At 37.2% G+C, this 24,244-nt stretch carries 23 protein-coding genes; 18 read left to right on the forward strand and 5 right to left on the reverse strand.

What is annotated here, in order from left to right; genetic code table 11:
- Window positions 1-142: 142 nt before the first annotated feature.
- Window positions 143-2,212, forward strand: a complete 2,070-nt coding sequence (fdhF, locus tag PZE06_RS19440; RefSeq protein ID WP_369011857.1) for a formate dehydrogenase subunit alpha — start codon at window positions 143-145, stop codon at window positions 2,210-2,212.
- Between the two features lie 195 nt (window positions 2,213-2,407).
- Here fdhF and PZE06_RS19450 read toward each other — a convergent pair whose 3' ends face one another.
- The gene (locus PZE06_RS19450; protein WP_275791945.1) at window positions 2,408-3,130 is read right to left on the reverse strand and encodes a hypothetical protein; all 723 of its coding nucleotides are present in this window, start codon (window positions 3,128-3,130) and stop codon (window positions 2,408-2,410) included.
- A gap of 254 nt (window positions 3,131-3,384) precedes the next feature.
- Between PZE06_RS19450 and PZE06_RS19455 the strand changes: the two genes are divergently transcribed.
- The 7 genes from PZE06_RS19455 to PZE06_RS19485 all read left to right on the forward strand — a co-directional run bounded on the left by PZE06_RS19455 (window position 3,385) and on the right by PZE06_RS19485 (window position 8,989).
- Entirely contained in the window at window positions 3,385-3,576 is a 192-nt protein-coding gene (locus tag PZE06_RS19455) for a YbxH family protein (RefSeq protein ID WP_275791946.1), read from the forward strand.
- 30 nt (window positions 3,577-3,606) lie between these two features.
- On the forward strand, window positions 3,607-4,122 hold the full coding sequence (locus PZE06_RS19460) for a hypothetical protein (RefSeq protein WP_275791947.1): 516 nt from the start codon (window positions 3,607-3,609) through the stop codon (window positions 4,120-4,122).
- 559 nt (window positions 4,123-4,681) lie between these two features.
- Window positions 4,682-6,355, forward strand: coding sequence for a DUF6044 family protein (locus PZE06_RS19465; protein ID WP_275791948.1), 1,674 nt, complete (start codon window positions 4,682-4,684; stop codon window positions 6,353-6,355).
- 17 nt (window positions 6,356-6,372) lie between these two features.
- The gene (locus PZE06_RS19470) at window positions 6,373-7,410 is read left to right on the forward strand and encodes a glycosyltransferase family 2 protein (RefSeq protein WP_275791949.1); all 1,038 of its coding nucleotides are present in this window, start codon (window positions 6,373-6,375) and stop codon (window positions 7,408-7,410) included.
- On the forward strand, window positions 7,364-7,789 hold the full coding sequence (locus PZE06_RS19475; RefSeq protein WP_275791950.1) for a GtrA family protein: 426 nt from the start codon (window positions 7,364-7,366) through the stop codon (window positions 7,787-7,789). The genes PZE06_RS19470 and PZE06_RS19475 overlap by 47 nt, the downstream gene beginning before the upstream one ends.
- 397 nt (window positions 7,790-8,186) lie before the next feature.
- A complete protein-coding gene (locus PZE06_RS19480; protein ID WP_275791951.1) occupies window positions 8,187-8,516 on the forward strand; it encodes an SCP2 sterol-binding domain-containing protein in 330 nt (109 codons plus the stop codon).
- Window positions 8,517-8,791: 275 nt separating this feature from the next.
- Window positions 8,792-8,989, forward strand: coding sequence for a hypothetical protein (locus PZE06_RS19485; protein ID WP_275791952.1), 198 nt, complete (start codon window positions 8,792-8,794; stop codon window positions 8,987-8,989).
- A gap of 58 nt (window positions 8,990-9,047) precedes the next feature.
- On the opposite strand, the gene PZE06_RS19490 is transcribed toward PZE06_RS19485, so the two are convergent.
- Entirely contained in the window at window positions 9,048-9,548 is a 501-nt protein-coding gene (locus tag PZE06_RS19490) for a MerR family transcriptional regulator (RefSeq protein ID WP_275791953.1), read from the reverse strand.
- 329 nt (window positions 9,549-9,877) lie between these two features.
- Window positions 9,878-10,360: a ribonuclease H-like YkuK family protein gene (locus PZE06_RS19495; RefSeq protein ID WP_275791967.1), complete on the reverse strand. Its 483-nt coding sequence runs from the start codon at window positions 10,358-10,360 to the stop codon at window positions 9,878-9,880.
- Between the two features lie 151 nt (window positions 10,361-10,511).
- On the opposite strand from PZE06_RS19495, the gene PZE06_RS19500 reads away from it, so the two are divergent.
- From PZE06_RS19500 to PZE06_RS19520, 5 genes are all read left to right on the forward strand, one after another.
- Window positions 10,512-13,067, forward strand: coding sequence for a DEAD/DEAH box helicase (locus PZE06_RS19500; protein WP_275791954.1), 2,556 nt, complete (start codon window positions 10,512-10,514; stop codon window positions 13,065-13,067).
- Window positions 13,068-13,237: 170 nt separating this feature from the next.
- Window positions 13,238-14,050 carry a YitT family protein gene (locus PZE06_RS19505; protein ID WP_275791968.1) on the forward strand — a complete coding sequence of 271 codons (813 nt, stop codon included), beginning with the start codon at window positions 13,238-13,240 and terminating at the stop codon, window positions 14,048-14,050.
- 274 nt (window positions 14,051-14,324) lie between these two features.
- Window positions 14,325-15,755 (forward strand): D-alanyl-D-alanine carboxypeptidase/D-alanyl-D-alanine endopeptidase, encoded by a 1,431-nt coding sequence (dacB, locus tag PZE06_RS19510; RefSeq protein WP_275791955.1) that lies wholly within the window; start codon window positions 14,325-14,327, stop codon window positions 15,753-15,755.
- Window positions 15,756-15,880: 125 nt separating this feature from the next.
- A complete protein-coding gene (locus PZE06_RS19515; RefSeq protein WP_275791956.1) occupies window positions 15,881-16,654 on the forward strand; it encodes a hydroxypyruvate isomerase family protein in 774 nt (257 codons plus the stop codon).
- 12 nt (window positions 16,655-16,666) lie between these two features.
- Window positions 16,667-17,560, forward strand: coding sequence for an NAD(P)-dependent oxidoreductase (locus PZE06_RS19520; protein WP_275791957.1), 894 nt, complete (start codon window positions 16,667-16,669; stop codon window positions 17,558-17,560).
- Between the two features lie 559 nt (window positions 17,561-18,119).
- On the opposite strand, the gene PZE06_RS19525 is transcribed toward PZE06_RS19520, so the two are convergent.
- On the reverse strand, window positions 18,120-19,229 hold the full coding sequence (locus PZE06_RS19525) for a CAP domain-containing protein (RefSeq protein ID WP_275791958.1): 1,110 nt from the start codon (window positions 19,227-19,229) through the stop codon (window positions 18,120-18,122).
- 206 nt (window positions 19,230-19,435) lie between these two features.
- Between PZE06_RS19525 and PZE06_RS19530 the strand changes: the two genes are divergently transcribed.
- The 5 genes from PZE06_RS19530 (at window position 19,436) to PZE06_RS19550 (ending at window position 23,865) form a co-directional block, all read left to right on the forward strand.
- Complete coding sequence (locus tag PZE06_RS19530; RefSeq protein ID WP_275791959.1) at window positions 19,436-20,200, forward strand: exodeoxyribonuclease III; 765 nt, start codon at window positions 19,436-19,438, stop codon at window positions 20,198-20,200.
- Between the two features lie 25 nt (window positions 20,201-20,225).
- Window positions 20,226-20,951, forward strand: a complete 726-nt coding sequence (locus PZE06_RS19535; RefSeq protein WP_275791960.1) for a DsbA family oxidoreductase — start codon at window positions 20,226-20,228, stop codon at window positions 20,949-20,951.
- Between the two features lie 119 nt (window positions 20,952-21,070).
- Window positions 21,071-22,474, forward strand: a complete 1,404-nt coding sequence (locus PZE06_RS19540) for a DEAD/DEAH box helicase (protein ID WP_275791961.1) — start codon at window positions 21,071-21,073, stop codon at window positions 22,472-22,474.
- Entirely contained in the window at window positions 22,471-22,914 is a 444-nt protein-coding gene (locus PZE06_RS19545) for a branched-chain amino acid aminotransferase (RefSeq protein WP_275791962.1), read from the forward strand. Before PZE06_RS19540 ends, PZE06_RS19545 begins: the two co-directional genes overlap by 4 nt.
- 30 nt (window positions 22,915-22,944) lie before the next feature.
- A complete protein-coding gene (locus PZE06_RS19550; RefSeq protein WP_275791963.1) occupies window positions 22,945-23,865 on the forward strand; it encodes a CBASS cGAMP-activated phospholipase in 921 nt (306 codons plus the stop codon).
- A 60-nt stretch (window positions 23,866-23,925) separates the two neighbouring features.
- On the opposite strand, the gene PZE06_RS19555 is transcribed toward PZE06_RS19550, so the two are convergent.
- Window positions 23,926-24,093 carry a hypothetical protein gene (locus PZE06_RS19555; RefSeq protein ID WP_275791964.1) on the reverse strand — a complete coding sequence of 56 codons (168 nt, stop codon included), beginning with the start codon at window positions 24,091-24,093 and terminating at the stop codon, window positions 23,926-23,928.
- Window positions 24,094-24,244 lie beyond the last annotated feature (151 nt).

Genomic DNA, 24,244 nt, shown 5'->3' on the forward strand with positions numbered 1-24,244 from the left:
TTTCATTAGAAGAAAAGCCAAAATTCCACGAGATGCATAGATTGTCGCCTTTATTTAGAAAGTTCAAAATAACTTCTAACTTTCGTTATCGTATACCGACTTTTTTTCGCTAGAATAAAAGAAAGGAAGAGGAGGGAATGATATGGAGGCTTCAGAAACTAAAACAGTGAAAACAATTTGTGGCTATTGCGGAACAGGCTGTGGACTTCTGCTTGAAGTAACGGATAATATTATTACAAAGATCCGCGGAGATAAAGAAGCACCAGTCAATAAAGGACAGACATGTGTAAAAGGGGCGTTTGCCTATAAGTATGTTCATGCAGATGAACGTTTAAAAAGTCCGCTCATACGCCAAGATGGACGACTTGTAGAGACAACATGGGAAACGGCGTTGCAATTTATTGCAAATAAACTCACACATATTAAGGAGCATTTCGGCCCAAATGCAATTTCTATGTTTGCTTGTGCCAGAACAACAAATGAATCGAATTACATTACGCAAAAATTCATGAGAGCCGCAATTGGAAGCAATAACATAGACGGGTGTAATCGAACGTGACATGCCCCGAGTGTTGCCGGTCTGGCAACGATGTTTGGTAGCGGTTCTCCAACAAACACACTTGATGATTTTGAAGAGTCAGAGGTTCTTTTATTGATGGGTTCTAACACAACAGAAGCGCATCCGATTATCGCAAACAAAATGAAAAAGGCCGCTAAACAGGGCTTAAAAATTATTGTCGTAGATCCGCGAAAGATTGATATGACAAAAGTAGCGCATCGTCATCTTCAAATTGATGTAGGTGCGGACATCGCTTTAATTAATGGGATGCTCCATGTAATTATTGAAGAAGGACTTTTTAATGATGAGTGGGTGCAGAAGCACACCGCTGACTTTGAGCGTTTAAAGGCTCAAGTTAAAACTTTTACTCCCGCATATACTGCAAAAATAACTGGTCTTGATGCCTCTGATATTGTAGAAACAGCAAGAGAATATGCGAGAGCAGACAATGCGATGATTGCGTATACGTTAGGAATTACTGAACATCATTGTGGAGTTAATAACGTCTTTGATATTGCCAACCTTGCATTGCTAACAGGTCATATTGGCAAACGTGGCAATGGAATCATGCCGTTAAGAGGTCAAAATAATGTTCAAGGGGCTGGTGATATGGGCTGTCTCCCTAATATGATAACAGGGGCACGTTCCATTACTGACGACCAATATCGCATGAGATTTGAGGACCATTGGGGGGTTAAGATTAACAGCGATGTTGGTGACACGCAAACAAGAACATTTGAAAGAATGGAGAGCGGAGAAGTAAAAGCTTTATATGTTATTGGAGAAAACCCATTGCTTGCAGATGTACATTTAAATCATACGGCAAAACTTCTCAATAGTCTTGATTTGCTAATTGTACAAGATATTTTTCTAACCGATACCGCAAAACAAGCTGATGTCGTGTTACCTGCAAAATCATGGGGGGAGGTAGAGGGCACGTATACCAATACGGATAGACGCATTCAGAGAGTAAGGCAAGCTGTAAAAGCAGTTGCAAATGTTAGGGAGGATTGGGAAATTTTATGTGATTTAGCAACTCGTCTAGGCTATAAAATGGCGTACAATCATAGTGAGGAAATATGGGAAGAAGTGAGAATGTTAGCGCATGAAGTGTATGGAGGAATCTCTTACGAACGTCTAGAGCAAGAATATGCCATCCATTATCCATGTCCAAATGAAGAGCACCCAGGAACATTTGTTTTGCATGAAAGATTCCAGTCAAAGGAGAACTCAATTAAATCTACCTTTGTTCCTGTAGCTTATACACCTCCGATTGAACAACCAGATAAAGACTATCCATTTACCTTAACAACGGGAAGACGGCTAGAAAGTTATAATACACATACACAGACGCGCCATTACGCGTCAGGCGTTAAGATTAAGCAAGTAGAGGAGACAGTAGATATCCATCCTAAGGACGCTCTCCGATTAAAGATCGAGGATGGGGAGGTAGTTGAAGTACTGTCAAGACGGGGGTCTCTTTCTGTGAAAGCAAAAATAACTGATCAAGTCGTTCCCGGACTTGTTTTTATGAGTTTTCATTGGAGTGAGGTTCCGACAAATGTACTGACGATAAATGAGTATGATCCTATCTCTGGAACAGCTGAATTTAAGGCATGTGCCGTTAATATTCGTAAAAGGATTGTAAATTAATCATTTTTGCTTTTTTGGGGGAAAGGGAAGAGGTTAATTCAGGCTACCTGCAAAACGTTCGCATTCTTCGTGCTTTTGTTAGGTTTGGAGATTCATTACTTCCTATAGTAATTCCACTCCAGCCAAAGCCTGGTGTTTTCAATCAGCCTGAAGGGGAACAGCTATCGCTCATTTTGACTTTGGCTGGACTCACATTTATTTATCAACCTTTTCCTTTCCCTCTGTGTTAATGAAGAATCTTTGGATCGGCTTCGTTATTCGGTTCAGATGCGTTTCTAGCTTTTCTAAAATATACGATGTTCTTTCGAAGAGAATCGCTCTTAAATGATCCAATTCACCGCTAAGTTTTTTTATTAAACCTTCCTGTTGATCAAGTCGTTCCATAACCGTAGTATGGTATACCTCGTGAACTCCGAGTTTATTGGAAAAGTCTTGATACAACTCTTCCTGTTTTTTTAATTGCTCAGCAACTGAATTCGTTTCCTCAAAATTTGCTGTCATTTTTACTAATATATCTTCATGTGCCGATTGCTGTTCTAAAATTGCTTCTGTTAAAAGGCTGTCTGCTTGTAATTTTTCCATGACGGCAAGATTCATCTTTTCGAATATAGCAATTCTTTCTAAAAGCTCTTTTTTCATTTTCTCCTGTTCCATTAAGTAGTTCTTTAACTCATTAGAGAAGTTTTCCTGTTCCTGTAGCTTCAGGTTCATTTGTTTGAGTGTACTTTCCTGGTTAGCGTTCGTTCTTTTTAGTGATTGATTAACCTTTTCAACGGAATGAGTTAAATGTCTATTAATCGTCGTTTGTTCCTCAAAAATACGTTGTAAGTAATTCAATTTGAATAATTGTTGGTTAGATGATATCGGAGATTTTCTGCTAGGTTTATATATTTGAGGATTGACCTCTTCATTTAACATTTTAATTTTTCACCTCTTTTTTTAATCTCGCCCTAGTTATAGTAGTTGAGAAAGTTGGGCAGAATGGAACTTTGAATATGTCCTACACATATGTTATGTAACGACAGGTGAAAATGAAACCAAAGCTTGCTTAATCGTGGTATGAATCCTTTTGCTATCGCGTTAATATGAAAGTGCAGTGCCGATTGTGAACGTAATAATAATGCTTGGTTTCGTCAAACGCTAAAAGATATTTCAATAAAGGAGCTGATAAAATGGGGGCTATTGATCGAAATGGATACAGATTCGAGCCTGAATATAGTGTAGTAAACCAAAATGGAGCAATTCATGTGTATTTAAACGGAGAATTTGTAGAGGAACTTAGCTTTCATTTTTACGGCAAATATCCCGAGCCAAGCTTAATTGAAGAAATTGTTGAAAACTATTGTCAAAAACATAATATTTAATGCCGTTTTCATAAGACAAGAGGTGGTAAAATGAAAAAGTTATTTCTTGGAGTTGGTGCTTTGCTCCTTTTTTTTCAACCGCAACATAGTAGTGCGAATGAAGAGGAAATATCCGAAGAGTGTAAGCAAATGGTCGATGAGACAAAAGCTGAATATATAAATTTAGTCAATAATGATGTATTAGCTAGTTTTGATTTGTTGGAGAAAAAAAGTGAAAATAGCCTGATCTTTTTCACAGCAAGTGATCTTTGGAAAAACGAAATGCTGACAGGCAAAAATGAGACACTTGAATCATTAAAAAAATTAATGTCGGGGAAATATCGAGGCGAGAAGAGATTGTATTTTTTAAATCATGATCCAACAAGAGGTTATATATTGTATAAAGATATTAACAATAACAATATTATGTTAACTATTAAAAAGGAAGCAAATGAATGGTTATTAGTTGATAAAAAGGAAAAAAAAGGAAAAATAATTGTTTTACAAACGGCAAAATGCAATGATCAACATTTTATGCAGAAAATGTTTGATAATTTATATCCGTAAATGTAGTCATAATGGCTGAACACTTTCCTGAAAGCAGCCCGCTTGTTTAAATAGAGTATTTCGTTCTTTGCTTGCCTTTCCACGATAATATGTTTTGAGAGATCCACTAATGAATGAATACTTTGGACAAGCTTTTGCGGCAGTTAAAATAGCAAGCGATGAGCTATTTTGATTTGCCAATTTGCGTAGGTACTGGAAGAAGAAATCTTCCACTATATCTTATTGATTGTCGATATTTTAAAGTCTTTTTACTTGTTTAAAGTAGGAAGGCTTTTTCTCTTTTTGTAGAGGGTAAGCTACGATATATTTGCCTGGTTAAGAAAAGCTGCTTCGATTCAGCCCAGCAAAAAATATTTGAACACTTCCTAACGATTTTGTTGCTTTTTTGAAATTAGTGGAAAATTGGATATTTGGAATATAATTCAATTTATTCGTAAACGATAAATGTACAGTCAGCGTTAGAGTTGAATATTACTGTTCGAATCATAAATTAACTCGAACCCTTTTCTTTAAACTTGCTCATCATGCTTTGACTGTAAATCGTTTTGAGGTGTATTTTGTGGTCCGATGGAATTTAAGTGAACGACACCAGGTCATTTTCGCTCTAGCAGTGATTACGTTATACTTATCACCTTTATTTATTCTAGGAGAAAACGCACATATCCGAGTACATGATAACTTAGATTCTAATCTAGCATGGTATAAAATTTTATCGGAAAGCGGAAAAATCTTTGGTGGAATTGAATCGACAATTCCCCAAGTGATGAATGGTTTACCGAGAAATGCTTTAGGCTCTGAATTAACGCTCATTGTTTGGCTGTATCATTTCTTTCCAACGATGGTTGCATACGCACTTAGTCAGGCAATAACTAGGTATATCGCTTTTTTTGGGATGTTATTACTTTTAAAAAAGCATTTTTTGCAAGAAGAAAAATGGCATTTTGTTTGTACTGGAGCGGCTCTAGCTTTCGCTTTAACTCCTTTTTGGCCGTCGGGAATGCTTAGTACACTAGGGATGCCGCTTGCGTTATGGGCTTTTTTAAATATACGTAAAGGGGAACGTGATTGGCGTAATTATGCTGTGCTAACGCTATTACCACTGTACTCTAGCTTTGTATTGGGCTTTTTCTTTTTTTTATTCGCGCTCGCCATTTTCTGGGTGATCGATGTATTACACGGAAAAGGACTAAACTTGAGATTTTTTTTCTCAATTGCCTACATGACCTTCATCTATTTAATCGTTGAGTATCGCTTAGTAGGTTCCTTTTTATTGATTACGGAGGCAAATAGCAGGGATGAATACTTTCATGCAAGGCTGTCTTTATGGCGTGTGATTCGCCTCACATTTAAAAATTTTCTATTAGGGCATACCCATGTGATGACTGTTCATGGGCTTGTGATTTTACCCGTTATCCTGTTCGCTTTGTATATCGTCATCATAAAAAGACTGTGGAAAAAAGAGCGAGTTTTTTTGCTCCTTTTCGTTATAAACTTTTTGTTATCTACATGGTATGCTTTTTGGTTTTATAAAGGTTGGCTCCCATTAACGGAACGTTTTCACGTATTGGATACGTTTAACTTTGCCCGTTTTCATTTTTTGAGGCCAATGGTTATTTACGTAAGCTTTGCACTCGCCTTAAAAATATGGATGAACCATTCTATTGGCTTAAAGCCCCTTGCTCATTTTTTGATCGCAGCACAGCTATTTGTTCTATTTCTGTTTAATGATGAAATTGTGTATCAACGAAAACCAACAGTAAAAGAGTTTTATTCAGTTGAACTCTTTTCTGAAATTAAGCAATATATCGATAAACCTGTTGAAGAGTATCGAGTCGCAAGTATTGGTATCCACCCCGCAATATCACAATTTAACGGTTTTTACACTGTTGATTCGTACAATAATTTTTACCCTTTGTCTTACAAGTATCAATTTCGGGAAATCATTGCGGCAGAACTTGAGAAAAATCAAACGATCCGTACCTATTTTGATGAGTGGGGCGGCCGTTGCTACATATTCACAGCAGAATTGGGAAAGCGTTATATGTTTAAAAAAAATGCAAAAGTGAAGTTAAAAACTTTGCAAATAAATACGGAAGCATTTAAAGACATGGGGGGCGAGTATATTTTTTCTGCTATCCCGATTGAAAATGCTAGCGAGAATAGACTCGGTCTAATGAAAATATTTACTAGTGCACAATCGCCATGGAAGATCTACTTGTATAAAGCAATGTAAGCAGCTAGGAGGTCAACATGAACGAACCAATCCTAACAATAGTTATCCCTTGTTATAACGAAGAGGAGATTCTCCCTTATACCTTTAAAGAACTAAAAGGGCTTATGAGTGAACTGGTACAAGAGAGACTTGTTTCTGATAGAAGTAGGCTTTTATTTGTTGATGATGGGAGCATTGACCAAACATGGAACTTCATTTATAAAGAAACGATTCAAAATGAATATGTGCGAGGTCTAAAGCTTGCGAGGAATGTTGGTCACCAAAATGCCTTATTAGCAGGGCTTTTTAAAGCAAAGGAATTGTCCGATTGTATTATCTCAATCGATGCTGATCTGCAAGATGATTGTGCTGTCATTAAAGAGTTTCTAAAAAAGTATCATGAGGGATATGAAATTGTTTACGGAGTTAGAGTTAAAAGAGAGAGCGATACCTTTTTTAAAAGGACAACTGCACAAAGCTTTTATAAATTAATGAAGCTGATGGGGGTAGATTTAGTTTATAATCACGCTGATTTTCGATTAATGAGCAGGCGAGCTGTCGAGAAACTAGAGAAATTTGAAGAAATCAATCTTTTCTTACGCGGAATTGTCCCACTAATTGGCTTTAATTCAACAAGCGTATATTATGAAAGAAAAGAGAGAAAAGCAGGGAAAACAAAATATCCGCTGAAAAAGATGCTTTCTTTTGCCTTCGATGGAATTACGTCATTTTCCATTACTCCGATTCGTTCGGTTTTATTTATAGGTCTTCTCTCATTTTTTGGTAGCCTTGCCTTCGCTCTTTATTTCCTTTGCTTGAAATTTTTTGGAGATACGGAGCTAGGCTGGACTTCCTTAATTACGTCGATTTGGTTAATTGGTGGCCTTCAGCTTATTGCCGTTGGCATAATCGGCGAATATATAGGCAAAATCTATAAAGAAGTAAAACGACGGCCAAAATATATTATTGATATTGATGCTTATACATTTGCATTGCCAGAGCATTTTAAAGACAGCGGAGGTTTAGAGGATGAAACCCATTTCCTTGAGCGTGGGGAAATATTTAAGTCTAACTAGCCCTTTCATACGATTTTTATGTGTGGGTTGTCTTAATACTTTTGTTGGCCTTTCCACTAGCTTTATACTTTTAAATGGGTTCGGGCTTACTTACTGGTTTGCAACATTTCTCGGCAATGGCGTTGGAGCGATATGTAGTTTTGTTCTTAATCGTAATTTTACTTTTCAAAGTAATGCTGCCATTAAAAAGACTGGAGTTTTATTCGTTTTCGTTGTCCTGTTTTGTTATTGGTGTTCATATTCATTAAGTGCTATGGTGGCAGAGGCTTTCACTCTAACTGGGATTTTAACGAAAAAAGAACAGGCCGTACTAATAGGAACGGTAATTTACACGATAACGAATTATTGCGCTCAAAAATATATCGTCTTTTCAAAATAGCAGCGTAAAATCACGAAAAGGACTTCCGGAAAGGAAGTCCTTTTTCTTCGAAAACTGCGGCGCTTGACTGCACTCCACATTGTGCATTTCCCGTAGGAATGTCAATTCGTCTTACGCAATTCAGCTCATCGCTCAATAAATATAGCACGGATTTATTTGAAATACAAGTTTTTCATTAGAAAATAGGTTTGTAATATTTTGAAAAAAGTGAAATAATATATTTAATAGATAGGCGGGCTGCGTTTGGATGTACTTGATAGTTTTAGCTTGTACAAGCTCTGTTTTCTCTAGACCGCTTGTTTGCCGGACTTATTGAACATTAAAGCATGTATCTCACTCATGATGTATTGAGTTTAATTTATAAAGTGTAAATTTTGCTATGAAAGGAGTGCTAAGGATGTCAGTAAAAGAAGAACTGCACCGTTTGATTGATAAAATAAATTCAAATCCGGTCCATATTGAACATGAAAAGGATCGTGTTTTTCAAATTAACTTAGATGAAAGCGGTATCTTACAAATGATCCTTGAACAAGGGAAGATTACGGTAACTGATGGAGAGGAGTATGAAGCAAATGTGATACTGTGGACATCAGATAAACAGTTTTCTAAGTTATTAAAGGATGAGCTAAATACAACAATGGCTTTTATGACAGGAAGTTTAAAAGTAGATGGAAATTTAGGACTTGCATTAAAATTGCAAGAGATCGTAAAAAAATATCAATCATAATTGCTAATAAGTTGAATGGACACTCTAAAATTTAAATTTTTGGAGTGTTTTTTTAGGAAACGCTCAGCTTCGTTCGATTCACAAGCCTATGCTAAACAAACTACTAATCTTCTCTATTAAACTAGTTTACTGGAGGAGGCTTGTACTTTTTCTTCTATCTATGTAAATAGAGAAAATTTATGTTAAAATAGTCAATATATCATTATGCTATCACTTTGCTAGCTAATTGATAGCAAAGTGATAGCATGTGCTAGCCTAATATAGGAGGGCTTTATATGACGAGCAAAGCTAGAAGTCAATTAAATGTCAGAGTCTCAGTGGAAACGTTGCAAAAATTAGATGAAATTGTTGAATTTTACCAGGAACATACGAAGCTAGGAAAAGTATATAAGGCTGATGTTTTAACGGATATAATTGAAAAATCTTATGAGGTAATGAAGAAACAAAAATTAAATAAAAGACCTCATTTGTAATGAAGGAAGGTATCTTTTTTGAGTGAGCATTATGAGGCCTTATAATTATGGGTAAGACCTAAAACCCGAAAAGGGTGTGAAATACGGTCTTCTTTTTTTGTTTTTTGCTTGATGTTGGCTCCTGCTCTTTTAGTTCACTAGCTTTGTTGAGTGAGTGACGAAGAGAAAGGTGAAGCTCATCGACTTGATTCGTAAGCTGCTCAATTTTTCCTTGCAGTTCTTCAATTTCTCGGCGATGCTGCAGCAATTGATAGGTAACGACAGAGTCTGCTTTATTTTCAATACTTCGCTCAAGTTTATTGACTTTATCAACTAAACTGGATTGCTTTTGCAGAAATTTAACAGAGCCTCGACGAGTCGGTTTCCGCACCTGAATATGTTGGATGGGGATTCCATTTTGAATTTGTTCTTTAAATTCCTTTAAGGTTTCGACATCTTCTTGTGAATATAAAAAGTGACCAAATTCATTTCGTTCCATTTCTAAGCCTAAATGCTTAACCCATCTTTGCACTGTACTAGAAGAAACCCCTAATAATTTCGAAACAGCGCCCGTATTCACTTACAATTCACCTCCTTTACAGGATCAATTCTTCCTTTTCATAAAAATTCCTACGTAGGTGACAAAACAAGTTTGTATTCGCCAAAGAAAGTGGATATACTACTTTTTTAGCAATAAAAACAACAAAAATTCACCTTCGTTTTTACAAATGATTGTGGAATTGAGCATGAGTGAAAAGGAAGAAGCTGCTATTGGCAATTGTTACAAATGACAAAATGAAGTTGGAACAACTTATCTGGCTTTTTTTGGCCAGAATTAAGCTCTTTTATAAATGTGTACTCAAATGGGGGCAATCTACCTGTTAAGATTCTTCTTAGTTTATGTATTATTTATTTCGTATAGCGATTTGCATAGCTAGAAGCAACAAAAGAATTAGGTTTTATTTTTGGCTCTAGACCAAGAGATTCAATTCTTGCTACCATTTCTTCCACGTATATTCTCGTTTTATTAAGTTTGCCGGCACCAATATCAATATGGCCTTCCATTGTAAATGTTGCTCCTTGGTAAATAAACGGAAGAATGAGATCGATCATGTAATTTTTTCGTTCTTCTGTAAAGAGAGCGACCACTTCCTCTGTTAATGACGTTTCCTTAGAGATTCTTTCATGTAGCTGTTCCATTTTCCGTTGTATATAAACTCTGCGAATGCATGCCCAAGCTCCTTTACCTTCATTTTGGATAACGATTCCCGTAATAAAAAGGGTATAATCATGATGAACCTGAGAATCAGTCCCGATCATTAAGCGATAATTTCCTTGTGGATTTAATTTCATAAACTTGATAATGCGGTCAAATACTTGTTCAAAGGACATTTCTTTTTCTTGAAGGTTTTGAAACAGTAATTCATTCAAAAATATCTGTCCTTTCTTTAAATACTTGTTTCTATAAACTTATGCAGGAAAGTGTTAAATTTGTTTGGGTGTTGTGGAAAGATAATGTTAAGTTCATTTAAGGAGAGAGTTAATGTCACATTTACAATCGTTATATCCAGTTGCAGTTGAGTATACAAAAAGTAAAGTTTGGGAGGATTTATACTGTTATTTAGGCAATAAGGAACATCCACCAACCATTGAACAATATTTCCTTGAGCGGAGGATCTATTTAGAACAAATCTGGCTCAACGTATGGTTAAATAAAGCTTCCAACCAGATCCCTAGAAGAGAAAAAAAAGAATGGTTGAAGAATTTAGGTCACGAAGTAGAAGGGATTGACCGAAAGCTTGTCAATCATTTGTTCCGCAATGAGATCCGTTCATACGAACCTTTCGACACTTGGTCGTGGGCACGAGACAGGTTTAATGATCAAGATGAGTGGCTTGAAATATACAAATATGCACGAAAACAATTTTTGGAAGAAGAAGAGGAAAAGCGGAAGCAAGATGAGAAGCTGAGACTTCTACAAAATCTTGATATTTTTATTGAGGAAAGATTAACAGAAGACTATCAATTCTTTTACTTACATACCCGTGCTTATATTGCTAAAAACCTTGAGAAGATCATTAGTACACAGCCTAAATATGAACAGCTCGAGCTGTTCTCGCTAGAAATCCCTCTTCATAATATTGGTTATTTCAATGCGGCCGATTATACTACATTGGCTACTTTTTTAGAAGAATTAACGGGTGATATTAGAAAAACTAGATACAGGGGAAGAAATCTGTATCAGTATGAAACATATGAGATTATATTTAAACAATTTGTGCGTGAAATTGTATATGACAAAGTGCCTTCTTTCATTTTTGCAGCAATATATAAACAGTTTTTTCATGGAACTGCACCTGCTATGTCTGAAATGCTCGAATTAGCGGAGATTGAAACACTTTTAAAGGATGAGCTACCTGAAATCGTTCTTGATTTTTATAGTTTAATAAAAGAGGAGTATGTTGATGAACTATTATCGTTAGCTACAGTTCCGTTCGAACGCGATCTTCATGAGCAAATTTTGCTTGATGATCTAGCTAAAAGAGAGAAGCGTAAAGAAGAGGAATTAGCGGCACTAAAAAGGAGGGAAAAAGAAAAGGCAGAGAGAATTGAAGAAATTTTTGGACAAGAATACCAACCGCGACTAGGAAGTGACATCCGCTATGTCCTTCATATCGGTGATACCAATACAGGAAAAACCTTCCATGCTCTTGAGCAATTGAAAAAAGCATCAAGTGGAATTTATTTAGCTCCATTACGACTTTTAGCTTTAGAGGTATTTGACAAATTAAATAGTGATGGGGTTCCTTGCACTTTAAAAACAGGTGAAGAAGAAAAAGCAACTCAAGGTGCTCGACATTTTTCTTGTACCGTTGAAATGTTTCATGAAAAAGAATATTTTGATGTCGTTGTCATCGATGAAGCACAAATGATTGCTGATAAGGATCGCGGCTTTTCCTGGTATAAAGCGATCACGAAGGCGAATGCGCGCGAGGTTCATATTGTCGGTAGTAAAAGCTTAAAGGAAATGGTATGCAGGCTTCTTGGTAATGCTGACATTGAAATTAAGGAGTATAGCCGAGATATTCCCCTGCAAGTGGAAAAACGGCTTTTTACATTAGAGCAAACGAAAAAAGGAGATGCGCTGGTCTGTTTTTCCCGAAAGAAAGTATTGGAAACAGCATCAAGATTACAAAATTCTGGTTTTTCTGTCAGCGTTATTTACGGAAGCATGCCACCGGAGACAAGAAAAAAGGAAATGCAGCGTTTTATCGATGGTGAAACAAAAGTAATTGTTGCAACAGATGCAATTGGAATGGGACTTAATTTGCCAATTCGGCGCATCGTTTTTTTAGAATCGGAAAAATTTGATGGCACGAAAAGAAGAAGGCTCACCTCTCAGGAGGTTAAACAAATTGCAGGAAGAGCTGGGAGAAAAGGGATTTACGATGTTGGAAAAGTTGCCTTTAGTTCTGATATTAAATGGTTTAAGCATTTGCTCAAAAATGAAGATGAGCCAGTACAATCATTTGCGATTGCACCGACGTCTGCAGTCTTTGAACGATTTCAAAAGTATTATCGTGAAATGGCCATATTTTTTGAACTGTGGGAACAATTTGAGAGTCCCAACGGTACGGAAAAGGCAAGCTTAGCTCAAGAAAAAGAGCTTTATCAAGTAATTCGTGGTACAGAGGTTGAAGCAAGGCTTTCGCTCATGGATTTGTACGGATTTTTGCATTTACCTTTTTCAACAAAAGATCAAAGTCTTATCCACCAATGGCGAGATACGATGTTTGCCATCGTAAAAGGAGAAGAATTGCCAGAGCCAGTCATTCGAAAAAGAAATTTAGAAGAGCAGGAATTATCCTATAAAGCAATTGGACTGCATTTATTATTTTTGTATCGTCTGGATAAAAGGCTTGAAGCACTTTACTGGGAAAAGGTGAGAGCAGAACTGAGTGATGCTGTTCATGAATCTTTGAAGACGGAAGTCAAGAAAATGAAAAAGAAGTGCAGGAGCTGCGGAAAACCGTTATCTTGGGAGCACCCCTTTCCAATTTGTAATTTTTGTCATGAAAAACGCTATGATAGATGGTAAAAAGGAGTTCAACATAAGGGCTTCAAAGTTGAATAATTTTCCTCTTTGTAAGAAAATAGTTTTATTCGATTTTTTCGAAGAATCGATCGAAATAAATGCATAGAGGGTGTTAACATTTGGCAAAAGTACATAAGAAAACAGGGGTGAGGCGCCTCATATTGCGTTATATCATGATTATAATTGGGGCGGCAATGGCAGCGATGTCGATAGAATTATTTTTAGTACCCAATAAAATCATTGACGGTGGCGTAATTGGGGTATCCTTATTAACCAACTATTTAACTGGGATTAATTTTGGAATTTTAATTTTAATTATTAACTTGCCATTTTTATACGCAGGTTATAAATATATTGGCAAGAGCTTCTTTATTTCGTCATTAGTAGGAATTATTTCTCTCTCGATATTTGAACAATTATTGCATCATGTTGAAGCATTTACAAATGTTCCATTGCTGGCTACTGTATTTGGTGGCTTGCTTTTAGGGGCGGGTGTTGGAATCGTCGTTAGAGCAGGAGGCGCCTTAGATGGAACAGAAATATTAGGAATTCTCCTTACAAAAAAACTTCCATTTTCAGTTGGGGAGTTTGTCATGTTTATTAATGTCTTTATTTTTGGATGGGCAGGTTTTGTTCTTGGCTGGGAACAAGCGATGTATTCCATTCTAACTTATTATATTGCTTCCAAAGCGATTGACGGAGTTTCGCAAGGGCTTCTTAATGAAACGAAGGCAGCGATCATTGTCTCAGATGAATACGAAGAATTGTCAGAAACGATTAATCAAAGACTTGGTCGAGGTGTAACAAGGCTTTATGGAAAAGGTGGCTTCCACGATAAAGAAAAGGAAGTTATTTATGTTGTCGTTACCAGATTGGAAGTGGCAAAATTAAAAAGCATGATTTTGGATATTGATCCAAATGCATTTATCACCATTATGGATACACACGAGGCTCATGGCGGCAAATTCAAATCAGCCATTCATTAACGATATTGCCGTAGTTTGAAAGGTTCTAACACAAAAAAGCAAGGGAAAAACAAATTTGTTTTTCTCTTGCTTTTTTTCTTTTTTTTGTAAGATAAACCTTTATTAAAATGAATGGAAAAAGACATAGACACGCAGAAAATTAACAGTTTTGTTCGCTATTTTTAACTATTTCTTTGATGGTTCTTATTTTTACCAAAAAACTTAAATGAGATTTTATGTTTTGATGAACTCTGGGTAAATTAGAAAATAATGATTATAGGTGGGATGTGGGATTATGAAAATTAAGGCGATACTATGTATATTCCTTTTAACTAGCCTCATACTTCCGGGGCGAAGTCTTGCTACCTTTGAAGATGAACTACAATCGATCATCACAACAACGCCTGCACTAAAAGGGGCTGTTGTGGGGATAAGTGTCCGTTCAGGCAGTACTGGGGAATTGAAATATCAGTTTAATGGGGACACGCGGTTAAAGCCTGCCTCAAACATGAAGCTCATTACTGCAGCTGTGGCGCTTTCCGTGTTGGGGGAAGATCATAGATTTAAAACAGAAGTAAGGACAGATGGGATGTTGACAAGAGGGGGTACTTTAAAGGGAAATGTATATTTAATCGGCAAAGGAGATCCAACTTTAAGGAAAGAGAATTTTCAAGAATTAGCTAGACAGCTAAAGGAAAAAGGAATTAATAAAATTGATGGTAGCCTCCTTGGTGATGACAGCTGGTATGATGATATCCGCCTATCTCAAGATATGATTTGGACGGATGAAGAACGTTATTATGGAGCGCAAATTTCTGCCTTAACTGCTTCACCGAACTCTGATTATGATGCTGGATCGCTCATTGTGGAAGCTTCACCGGGAAAAAATATTGGTGATAAAGCAAAAATCTCGCTAATGCCAAAGACGCGATATGTAAACATTGTTAATCAACTTTCAACTGTTTCACCAGAGGGCAAGGCTGAATTTCGTGTAAAAAGAAAACATGGTAGTAACACGATAGTATTACAAGGGATGCTTCCAATTGCTTCTTCAACAATAAGAGAAAGCATCGCTGTTTGGGAGCCAACCGGATATGCACTAGATTTGTTTCAGCAGGCGTTGGCAGCAGAAGGCATCCGCCTCATCGGAAATGTTGAAAGGGGTCGGTATACGTCTGGAGATTTAGTCGCAAGTCATCAGTCTATTCCATTATCACAATTATTAGTGACATTTATGAAACTTTCCAATAATGCTCATGCAGAAGGCTTGCTTAAAGAAATGGGTAAGAAGAGAAAAGGACAGGGAAGCTGGAAAGGAGGACTTAAAGTAATCAATGAAGAGTTAGTGAAGTTCGGTGTCAATACGGACACAATGGTAATCCGTGATGGCTCTGGTATTTCTCATATTAATCTCGTCACAGCAAATGAACTTACTAAGCTATTATATAATATCCAAAAAGAGCGATGGTTTTCATCATACTATGATTCATTGCCGATCGCGGGAAAAAAATCAAAAATAGTGGGTGGTACACTGCGCAATCGAATGGATGGCCTGCAGGTTCATGCCAAAACAGGAACGTTAACAACCGTTACGACAATCTCTGGCTATGTGAAATCGGCAAGTGGTGAGTTACTTGTCTTTTCGATTTTAATGAATAATTTAATGGATGAACGTAAAGGTAAACAAGTTGAGGATCGACTTATCAAGGCGATAGTAAATGAATAAATGAAATTTTGGGCTGTGATGGGACACTCTATTGTTTTTTAGCAGTGGTTTTAAAATTAAACAAGGTATTTTTCGATAAACGTAGAAAGTAAAAAATAAGTCAGTCACTTTAGGAGGTGTTAAGTTTGCGTTTTTCAGTAAATATATCGACGATCTTCACAGAAATCCCTTTTCTCTCTCGTTTTGAAAAGGCGAGAAAAGCAGGTTTTCACTACGTAGAATGTCAGTTCCCTTACCATTATCGATTAGATGAGCTTGAGGAGAAGCTAGCTAAAAATAATCTTTCGATGACCTTATTGAATTGTCCTCCTGGGAATTGGGAAGCTGGCGATCGGGGGCTTGCTGCAGATAGAAATAGGATTGATGAATTTGAAGAATCGGTAGAGCGCTCAATTACCTATGCGAAAAGATTGAAGGTGAAACAATTACATTGCATGGCTGGGATTATTCCTTTAAATCAATCTATTGAAGAAACAAGAATGAATTACATAAACAATATTACATATGCGGCAAAGAAAATGTCTTCCTACGGAATAACGCTTTTAATTGAACCGATTAATTCATATGATATGAGTGGATATTTTCTATCGTCTTTGGATGATGCACTTGATATTTTGAAAGAGATCGCTATGGAGAATGTTAAACTTCAATTTGATTTTTATCATATTCAACGAATGCACGGAAATTTAATTGCTAATTTTCAACAAAATATAGAACACATCGCTCATATTCAGGTCGCCGATTGTCCTAAGAGGCATGAACCGGGGACAGGGGAAATCAATTACAGCAATATTTTTCGAACGATACAGGCAAGCGGCTATGATGGATTTATCGGTCTTGAATATACCCCAGAAACGACAAGTGAGGATAGCTTTACTTGGCTAACTAGATGGAGATAGGAAAGAGATACAATGAAAATCGGCTTTATTGGATTGGGTGTGATGGGCTCTCGAATTGCAAGAAAAATGCTTGAAGGCGGCAATCAGCTTATGGTCTATAATCGTACAGTGGCAAAAACAGAAAACCTTGTGGCTTTAGGCGCACAACGAGCGAATGATATAGCATCCCTATCTAAGGAATGTGAGATTATATGCAGTTGTCTTTCAATGCCAGAAGATTGTGAGCAAATATTTCAGAATGATGTTCTCCCTTATGCACGAACTGGAACGGTTTGCATTGATTTTTCTACAGTCGGGATTAAGACAAGTCAACGGATCTATACGCAAGCGAAGGAAAAAGGAATCTCTTATTTGGATGCACCGGTTAGCGGTGGTCCAGAGGGAGTTGAGCAGTGTACTTTAACGATTATGGTTGGTGGAGAGCAAGAAGCGTTTGTAAAAGTGCAGCCATTGCTAAAATTATTCGCGGAAATGATTGAATATTTAGGCGAATCTGGCTCAGGAAGTGCTGCTAAACTAATAAATCAATACCTCGTGGCTGTTCACTCTGTCGCTGCTTCTGAAGCAATGGTCGCAGGAGCATCCTTTGGATTGGATCCGGAGCAACTCGTCCGTTTGTTAACTGCAAGCTACGGCACAAGTCGTATGTTGGAACGGCATATGAAACATTATGTACTTGATAGGAAATTTCAACCAGGCGGTGCTGTCAAATATGTTCATAAAGATGTCAAGCTTGCTAATCAACTTTTTACTCAAGCTGGAATTGGCGATAAACTTGGTGAACTTGCAGAAACTGGATTTCATAGAGCAATAACAGAAGGTTTTGAAAATGAAGATATGTCCGCAGTTATCAAACCGTTAGAGAAACAGTGCAACGTGGAGGTGAAGAGGGCAAATAAGGTTTAGAAATAGACCACATTCAAACAGTAAGGAGTTTTTACCTTGCTGTTTGATTTTTTATGGTTTAGAAAATTTCCTTTTCTAAACCATATTCATGTCCTCTCATGAAGGAGTTTATGAGGACACAGTTGGGCGCAGAAAGGAAACCGTGTCCGCATCATGAAGGTTTATAAAAACACACCCAGAAAAAAAACCACCATTAACACTGGTGGCTTTGATTTTGGCTAGAAGAGTTCATTCACTCGCTGAGTAAATCTGTGTTTAGCTCATGCAGCTCAACGCCTCTCGCTTTTGAATCAATCAGAACTGTTAATACAAGAAGAATAGGTCTTTTTTCTCGCAAGCTGAAATTTTTATTCGTGTTGAATAGTTTTTAGCACGAATGAAGAAAAGCTTCTTAGTAATCTGCACAGAATTCGAACGTTAATTATTACGAAGGGTTCTGCTAGTGCCTTTGCAGAAATGGGTAGTCCTTACATGCCATTATATGCAAACTTTCACACTTCTAGAGGAAATTGCAGGGACTGAAAGAACCATTCTCAAAATCGAAAATGAGTAGTTGTTTTTATTTTGAAAAATAATTTTGTGTATAGTATGGATGTGATTCATCGTTGAAAGCAACACCAACACCTAAATGATTAAATTCAGCTTTCAGTATATTTTTCCGATGTCCTAAAGAATTCATCAAACCTTCATGGGCGAAAATGCTACTAAATTGTCCGTATGCCAAATTTTCGCCGGCAACTGAAAAGGTGATTTGATCAGCGAGCATGCGATCAAAAGGCGATTGTCCTTGCAAATTCGTATGGTCGAAATAGGCGTTTTTAGCCATATCAGTGCTGTGCTTTCTTGCTGTCTCACGCACGCGTTCATCCCATGTGAGAACTCCCAAATGGTGCTGTACCCTCGTTGCATTTGTCAAATCAAACATTTGCCATTCAAAACCTTCTCTTAGTGAATCAGTGGCAGTGGCATAGAAATTCTTTTTCTCTTCTTCAATATCTTTATGAATAATTTGAATTGCAGTTAATGAATTGCCTTCATGTTTATCATAAAAAATCGTGATGTAACTTTCGTCTATTAAAAAAACATCATAATCCGCATCCTTTTCAAGCTGATAGTAGACAAAACCTTTTTGGATTCTCGTTAAGGGGGGACCGATCTCTTCAATAACTTTTTCGCTAACTGTTTCTAGCTTGATATTTTTTGTGGATGCGATTAAATCTTGATTCGTATAAAGGCCAACTACTTTGCCTGCGTCATTATACATCACTTGCACATAATTTTGATAGTTTTGATGATAGGTATACCACTTGCGGCCGTATTCATTAACGGAGCTTCTTTGTGGAGCTCCAAGTATTTTTTCTACTTTAGCCTTTGGCTCACCAATTTGGATGTTATGAATGAAGAAAGTCTGTTGAGATGGAACAGTTAGCTCTGGTTGTGCTACACTACTTTGCTCCTTAACTTCTGGCGAGCTATTGATGGTCTCCTTAATCGTCTCGAAAATGGATTGAAAGGTTGAGATGACAGAAGTTGCAATATTTTGTAACTCTCCATTTTCAATGAACGTCTGAAAATTTGCCTTCGCCTCCGTTTTAGTTCCCTCTTCTAAATATGAAGCGCCAATCACGATCAAAAAAACAACAACTACCATAAAAAGAAAACGTCTCATGCTCTCCCCCTCCTTCACGGGTGTTGATAGTAGTCAGTTTAGTCAAATTTTTTAAAATTAAAAGCGAAACTGATATTTAATAACAATCGCTTAGTCTTAATTACTCGATAAACGGTTTCTTTCATAGTATAGTAGAATTATTCCGAATGGAACTAGAATGCTTTATTTGGACAACATCAAAAGTTAAGCAAGGAGATTAATATACAATGAAATTTGTTTCATGGAACGTAAACGGTATTCGTGCTTGTGTGAAAAAAGGCTTTCTAGATTATTTTCACGAGGTCGATGCTGATATATTTTGTATACAAGAATCGAAGCTGCAGGAGGGCCAAATTGATTTGCAGCTAGATGGATATGAACAGTACTGGAATTATGCCGAGAGAAAAGGCTACTCAGGCACGGCTGTTTTTACGAGAAAAAAACCTCTATCTGTTCGCTATGGCATTGGTGATAAGGATACGGAGGCAGAGGGTAGAAGCATCATCTTGGAGTTCGCTGATTTTTACTTGGTTAATATTTATACACCAAATTCAAAAAGGGATCTATCTCGCCTCGAGTATCGATTGCAGTGGGAAGAAGAACTTCGAGAGTATCTCCTCGACCTAAATTCGAAAAAACCAGTCATTTATTGCGGTGATTTAAATGTTGCACATGCGGAAATCGACTTGAAGAACGCAAAATCAAACATAGGAAATTCAGGTTTTACTTTTGAAGAACGCGAGAAAATGACGAAGCTCCTTGAATCTGGCTTTGTAGATTCATTCCGCTATTTATATCCGGAAAAAACCGATGTTTATACGTGGTGGTCGTATATGAGTAAGGTCCGTGAAAGGAATATTGGCTGGAGAATTGATTATTTTATTGTTTCTAAACAATTGGAGCATCATATTGAAGAAGCTGAAATTCATCATGAGGTACTCGGAAGTGACCACTGTCCAGTTGTTTTAAAAATGACAAATTTAAACGCTTAAAATAATGAATTGAAGAGGTGACATAATGAAAATTGAAGTATGGTCTGATTTTGTCTGTCCATTTTGTTATATTGGCAAACGGCGGCTAGAAGCGGCAATCCAGCAATTTCCTCACAAAGAACAAATCGAAGTTGAATTTAAAAGCTTTGAGCTTGATCCCAACGCTCCTAAAAACTCGAAAATGACCATTCACGAAGCACTTGCTAGTAAATATGGTATGTCGATTGACCAAGCGAAGCAAGCAAATGTTGGTGTTGGTGAACAAGCTGCAACAGTAGGATTAACATTTAACTTTGAGGATATGAAACCCACTAATACATTTGATGCACACCGTTTGGCCAAATATGCTAAAACAGTGGGGAAAGATAAAGAAATTACGGAAAAACTTCTTTATGGCTATTTTACCGAGTCAAAAAATTTAAGTGATTACGAAACATTGGCTGATATTGCAGAATCAGTAGGAATAACACGAGATGAAGCGCTTGAAGTTTTACAGGATGAGTCGGCTTTTAGCCATGATGTACGTATAGAAGAGGAGATTGCCAGACAATATCGAATAACGGGTGTGCCATATTTTATTATAAATCAGAAGTATGCAATCTCCGGCGCTCAACCATTTGAAACATTCCAAAGTGCTTTGCAGAAGGTATGGGAGGAAGAAGCAAAGACCCCGATGTTTCAAGATTTATCCTCTGAAGAAGATACTACTTGCAGCGATGATGGTTGCAGTATCCCAGCTAAAAATGAATAAGTTTGTCATAAAGAGATTGGTTGTTGTATACCAATCTTTTTTACTGGTCTCCTTGCATTCTGCAAAAAAAAACGGCAAAATAAGCAAGGAATAGGAAATTAGAAAGCAGGTTTTTACATATGCAAAGTTTTTCAGCGTTAGGTATTTCGCAAAAATTGGTCGATAAAATGAGCGACAATGGGATTGTTGTTCCAACTCCAATTCAAGAGCAAGCAATCCCATCGATTATCGATAAAAGAGATGTTATTGCACAGGCACAAACAGGGACAGGAAAAACATTTGCTTTCCTATTGCCGATGATTGATAATATTGAACCGAATTCCTCACATATTCAAGCGTTGATTGTTGCACCAACAAGAGAGTTGGCTTTACAAATTACTGAAGAAGCAAAGAAATTAGTTGAGAACCTTGATGGAATAGATGTTTTGTCTGTTTATGGCGGACAAGATGTAGAAAAGCAATTAAAGAAACTTCAACATCATGTGCAAATTATTGTTGGAACACCTGGAAGATTATTGGATCATATTCGCCGCAAAACTTTGACTTTATCAAAGGTCTCGTATCTTGTTCTCGATGAGGCGGATCAAATGCTTCACATTGGTTTTCTTGACGAAGTTGAGGAAATTATAAATGAGACTCCGAAAACAAGGCAGACATTATTATTTTCGGCAACCATTCCAGAAGAAATCCGCAAGTTATCTGAAAAGCATATGTGCAGGCCGCAATTTATTCAGGTTGAAAAGGTTCAGGGGCCTGCCACGACCGTAAAGCAAATTGCGATTCATACGGTGGATCGAGCAAAGCAAGGAACATTAATCAAGCTGCTCGAAATGCATCGGCCTTTCTTAGCCGTCGTCTTTTGTCGAACAAAGAGAAGGGTGAGTAAATTAACCGGGGTTCTGAAAGCACAAGGCATTTCCTGTGATGAATTGCATGGGGATTTATCTCAGCCAAAACGGGAACAAGTGATGAAACGATTTAGGGAGGCAGAAATTCAAGTCTTAGTTGCCACTGATGTGGCAGCAAGGGGACTTGATGTAGAAGGTGTCACCCATGTGTTTAATTATGACATTCCTCAAGATAGTGAAAGCTATGTTCATCGTATCGGAAGAACAGGGAGAGCTGGAATGAAGGGAATGGCTATCACCTTGTACTCATCAGCCGATCGCGTAGCATTAGATTTAATTGAGTCAGAATTGAATATTCGCATTCCGAAGCAAAATATCGGTAATACAGAGCAAAAGAAACAAATGGGAAGAGAATTGATAAATGAGACAAAAACAAAAGGAGAGGTAAGAAAAGAAGCGGGTAAGAATTCCAGGCGTTCACAAACTGCATCTAAAAAGAAAGAACGTGTAAAGCAAGAGCGCAATAGTCAAACTTCATCTGGATCAGATAATCAAAAAAGGAAGTTGAAAAAGGGCGGCGGCCAGAGTGAAAATAAAAAACAACACTCTTACCCTAAGAAGAAAAAGAGTAATAGCGTAGGGAAACGAAAGTCATATCGAGGTGGTTCTAAATGATGACAGATTTGTATATTGAACGTTCTGATAAAGAAACAGAAGAGTTTATCGCGGAAGAAAGTTCTGCATTTTTAGAGGCGAGTATTAGCTATTTAAAAGAACATAAGAATGAGTTTATTTATTTTGAAACAAGTGAGTTAACAGCATTAGGTGTTGATTCCTTGTCAATTGAGGTGGATGATGTTTTTGCAACCTATGATGTTATGCTTGGATTAAAGCTTGCAAAAAAACAGAGTTCAGCTATTAGAACGTTTTTAGATCAAGAATTGAATGGAAATGATATTAAATATGATTTAATGTTTGACCAAGGTGACGGTCTGTGGAATGTCAATTTTACTTTAGATTATGTGTCCGGTTTTAGGGCGGAAATGACGTTGGCAAACGCACTTCGCCTAATCATTGATTTTCTCACTCGTTTAGTAAAATTTGTAAAAGAGTAACATCCACTTCAAACTTAAAAGGTGATCGTAATGAAGGTTCTCTGCATTGATGGCGGAGGAATAAGGGGAGTATTTGCTGTTGCCATTCTCGATGAAATTGAAAAAGAATTAGGGAAACCTATCGGTGAAGCATTTGATCTGATTGCTGGAACAAGCACAGGGGCGATTGTCGCTGCCTCTGTTGCTCTTAATAAGAAAATGAGTGAAGTGCTTGATTATTACAAACGGTATGCGGAAAAAATTTTTCTAAGACAAGCGAAAGTCGGCTTTTTTAAGACTGTATACAGTGATCGGTACATGCGCCGTTTTTTTCAAAAAGCGTTCGGAGACTATTGTTTAGCAGATATTGAAAAACCGTTGCTTATCCCAGCGGTAGATCTCACCAATGGTAGGCCGTATATTCATCGGACGAATTTCGGGCATGCTCCAAACGAAAACGATCTTTCTATAAAACTTTGGGATGCCGTACTTTCATCGTGCTCTGCACCTCTTTATTTTCCACCAAACAATATGGAGGGTAAATTTCTGTCCATTGATGGTGGCTTATGGGCCAACAATCCCTCTTTAGTTTGCTTAACTGAAGCGATGCAACAGTTTGAGGAAAACTTTGAGAATGTGACAATCGTTTCAATTGGAACTGGCAAGCAAAAAATCGATTTTTCAAACAAAACTGATCAAGATTGGGGAGCTAGACAATGGCTACCTTTACAAATCCCTTCACTTAAAGTAACACCGAAATTACTTGATTTAGCATTGCATTTGTCATCTGAATCAATTACCTACCATTGTGAACAGTTGCTAAAGGGAAATTATATCAGGGTGAACGAGGATTTGGGTCGAGAGATTCCTTTCGACGAAGTGAAATATATTGATGATATGGTCAACCTGGCTAAAGTTTGTTTAAGGAGAGAGCAAGACAATATCCTCCAAGCTATTTCTGTTGAAAAATAAAAGTCTACGACAGTTCGCAGACTTTTTAATGGGATTATATCAATAAAAATAAATGCAAAATTATAAATTATTCCCTAATTTATTCCCTTTTAAATCGGCAATTGGAATTGTAATGACTTTTCCGCCGATCTGCACATGTATCGTATCATTGAAAATGGCTTTAACTAAACCTTTTAAGGAAATTTGAGAGTCGACTGCGATGTTCTTGTTATCAGGGGTTTTTGTCATTTTTTTCACCCTCCAAAAATTAAAATAGTCTCTCGGAAATTAATTTTCCGCATTAGCTCTAGTCTTACGACTAGGGCTTTTTATCGTTACACCCCCAATAAGGGATGCGAACAAACTTTCCGTCTTGACAAACGTACGTTCCCCTCACAAT

This window comes from Robertmurraya sp. DFI.2.37 (genome assembly GCF_029211245.1).
Lineage (GTDB): Bacteria > Bacillota > Bacilli > Bacillales > Cytobacillaceae > Robertmurraya > Robertmurraya methanolica_A.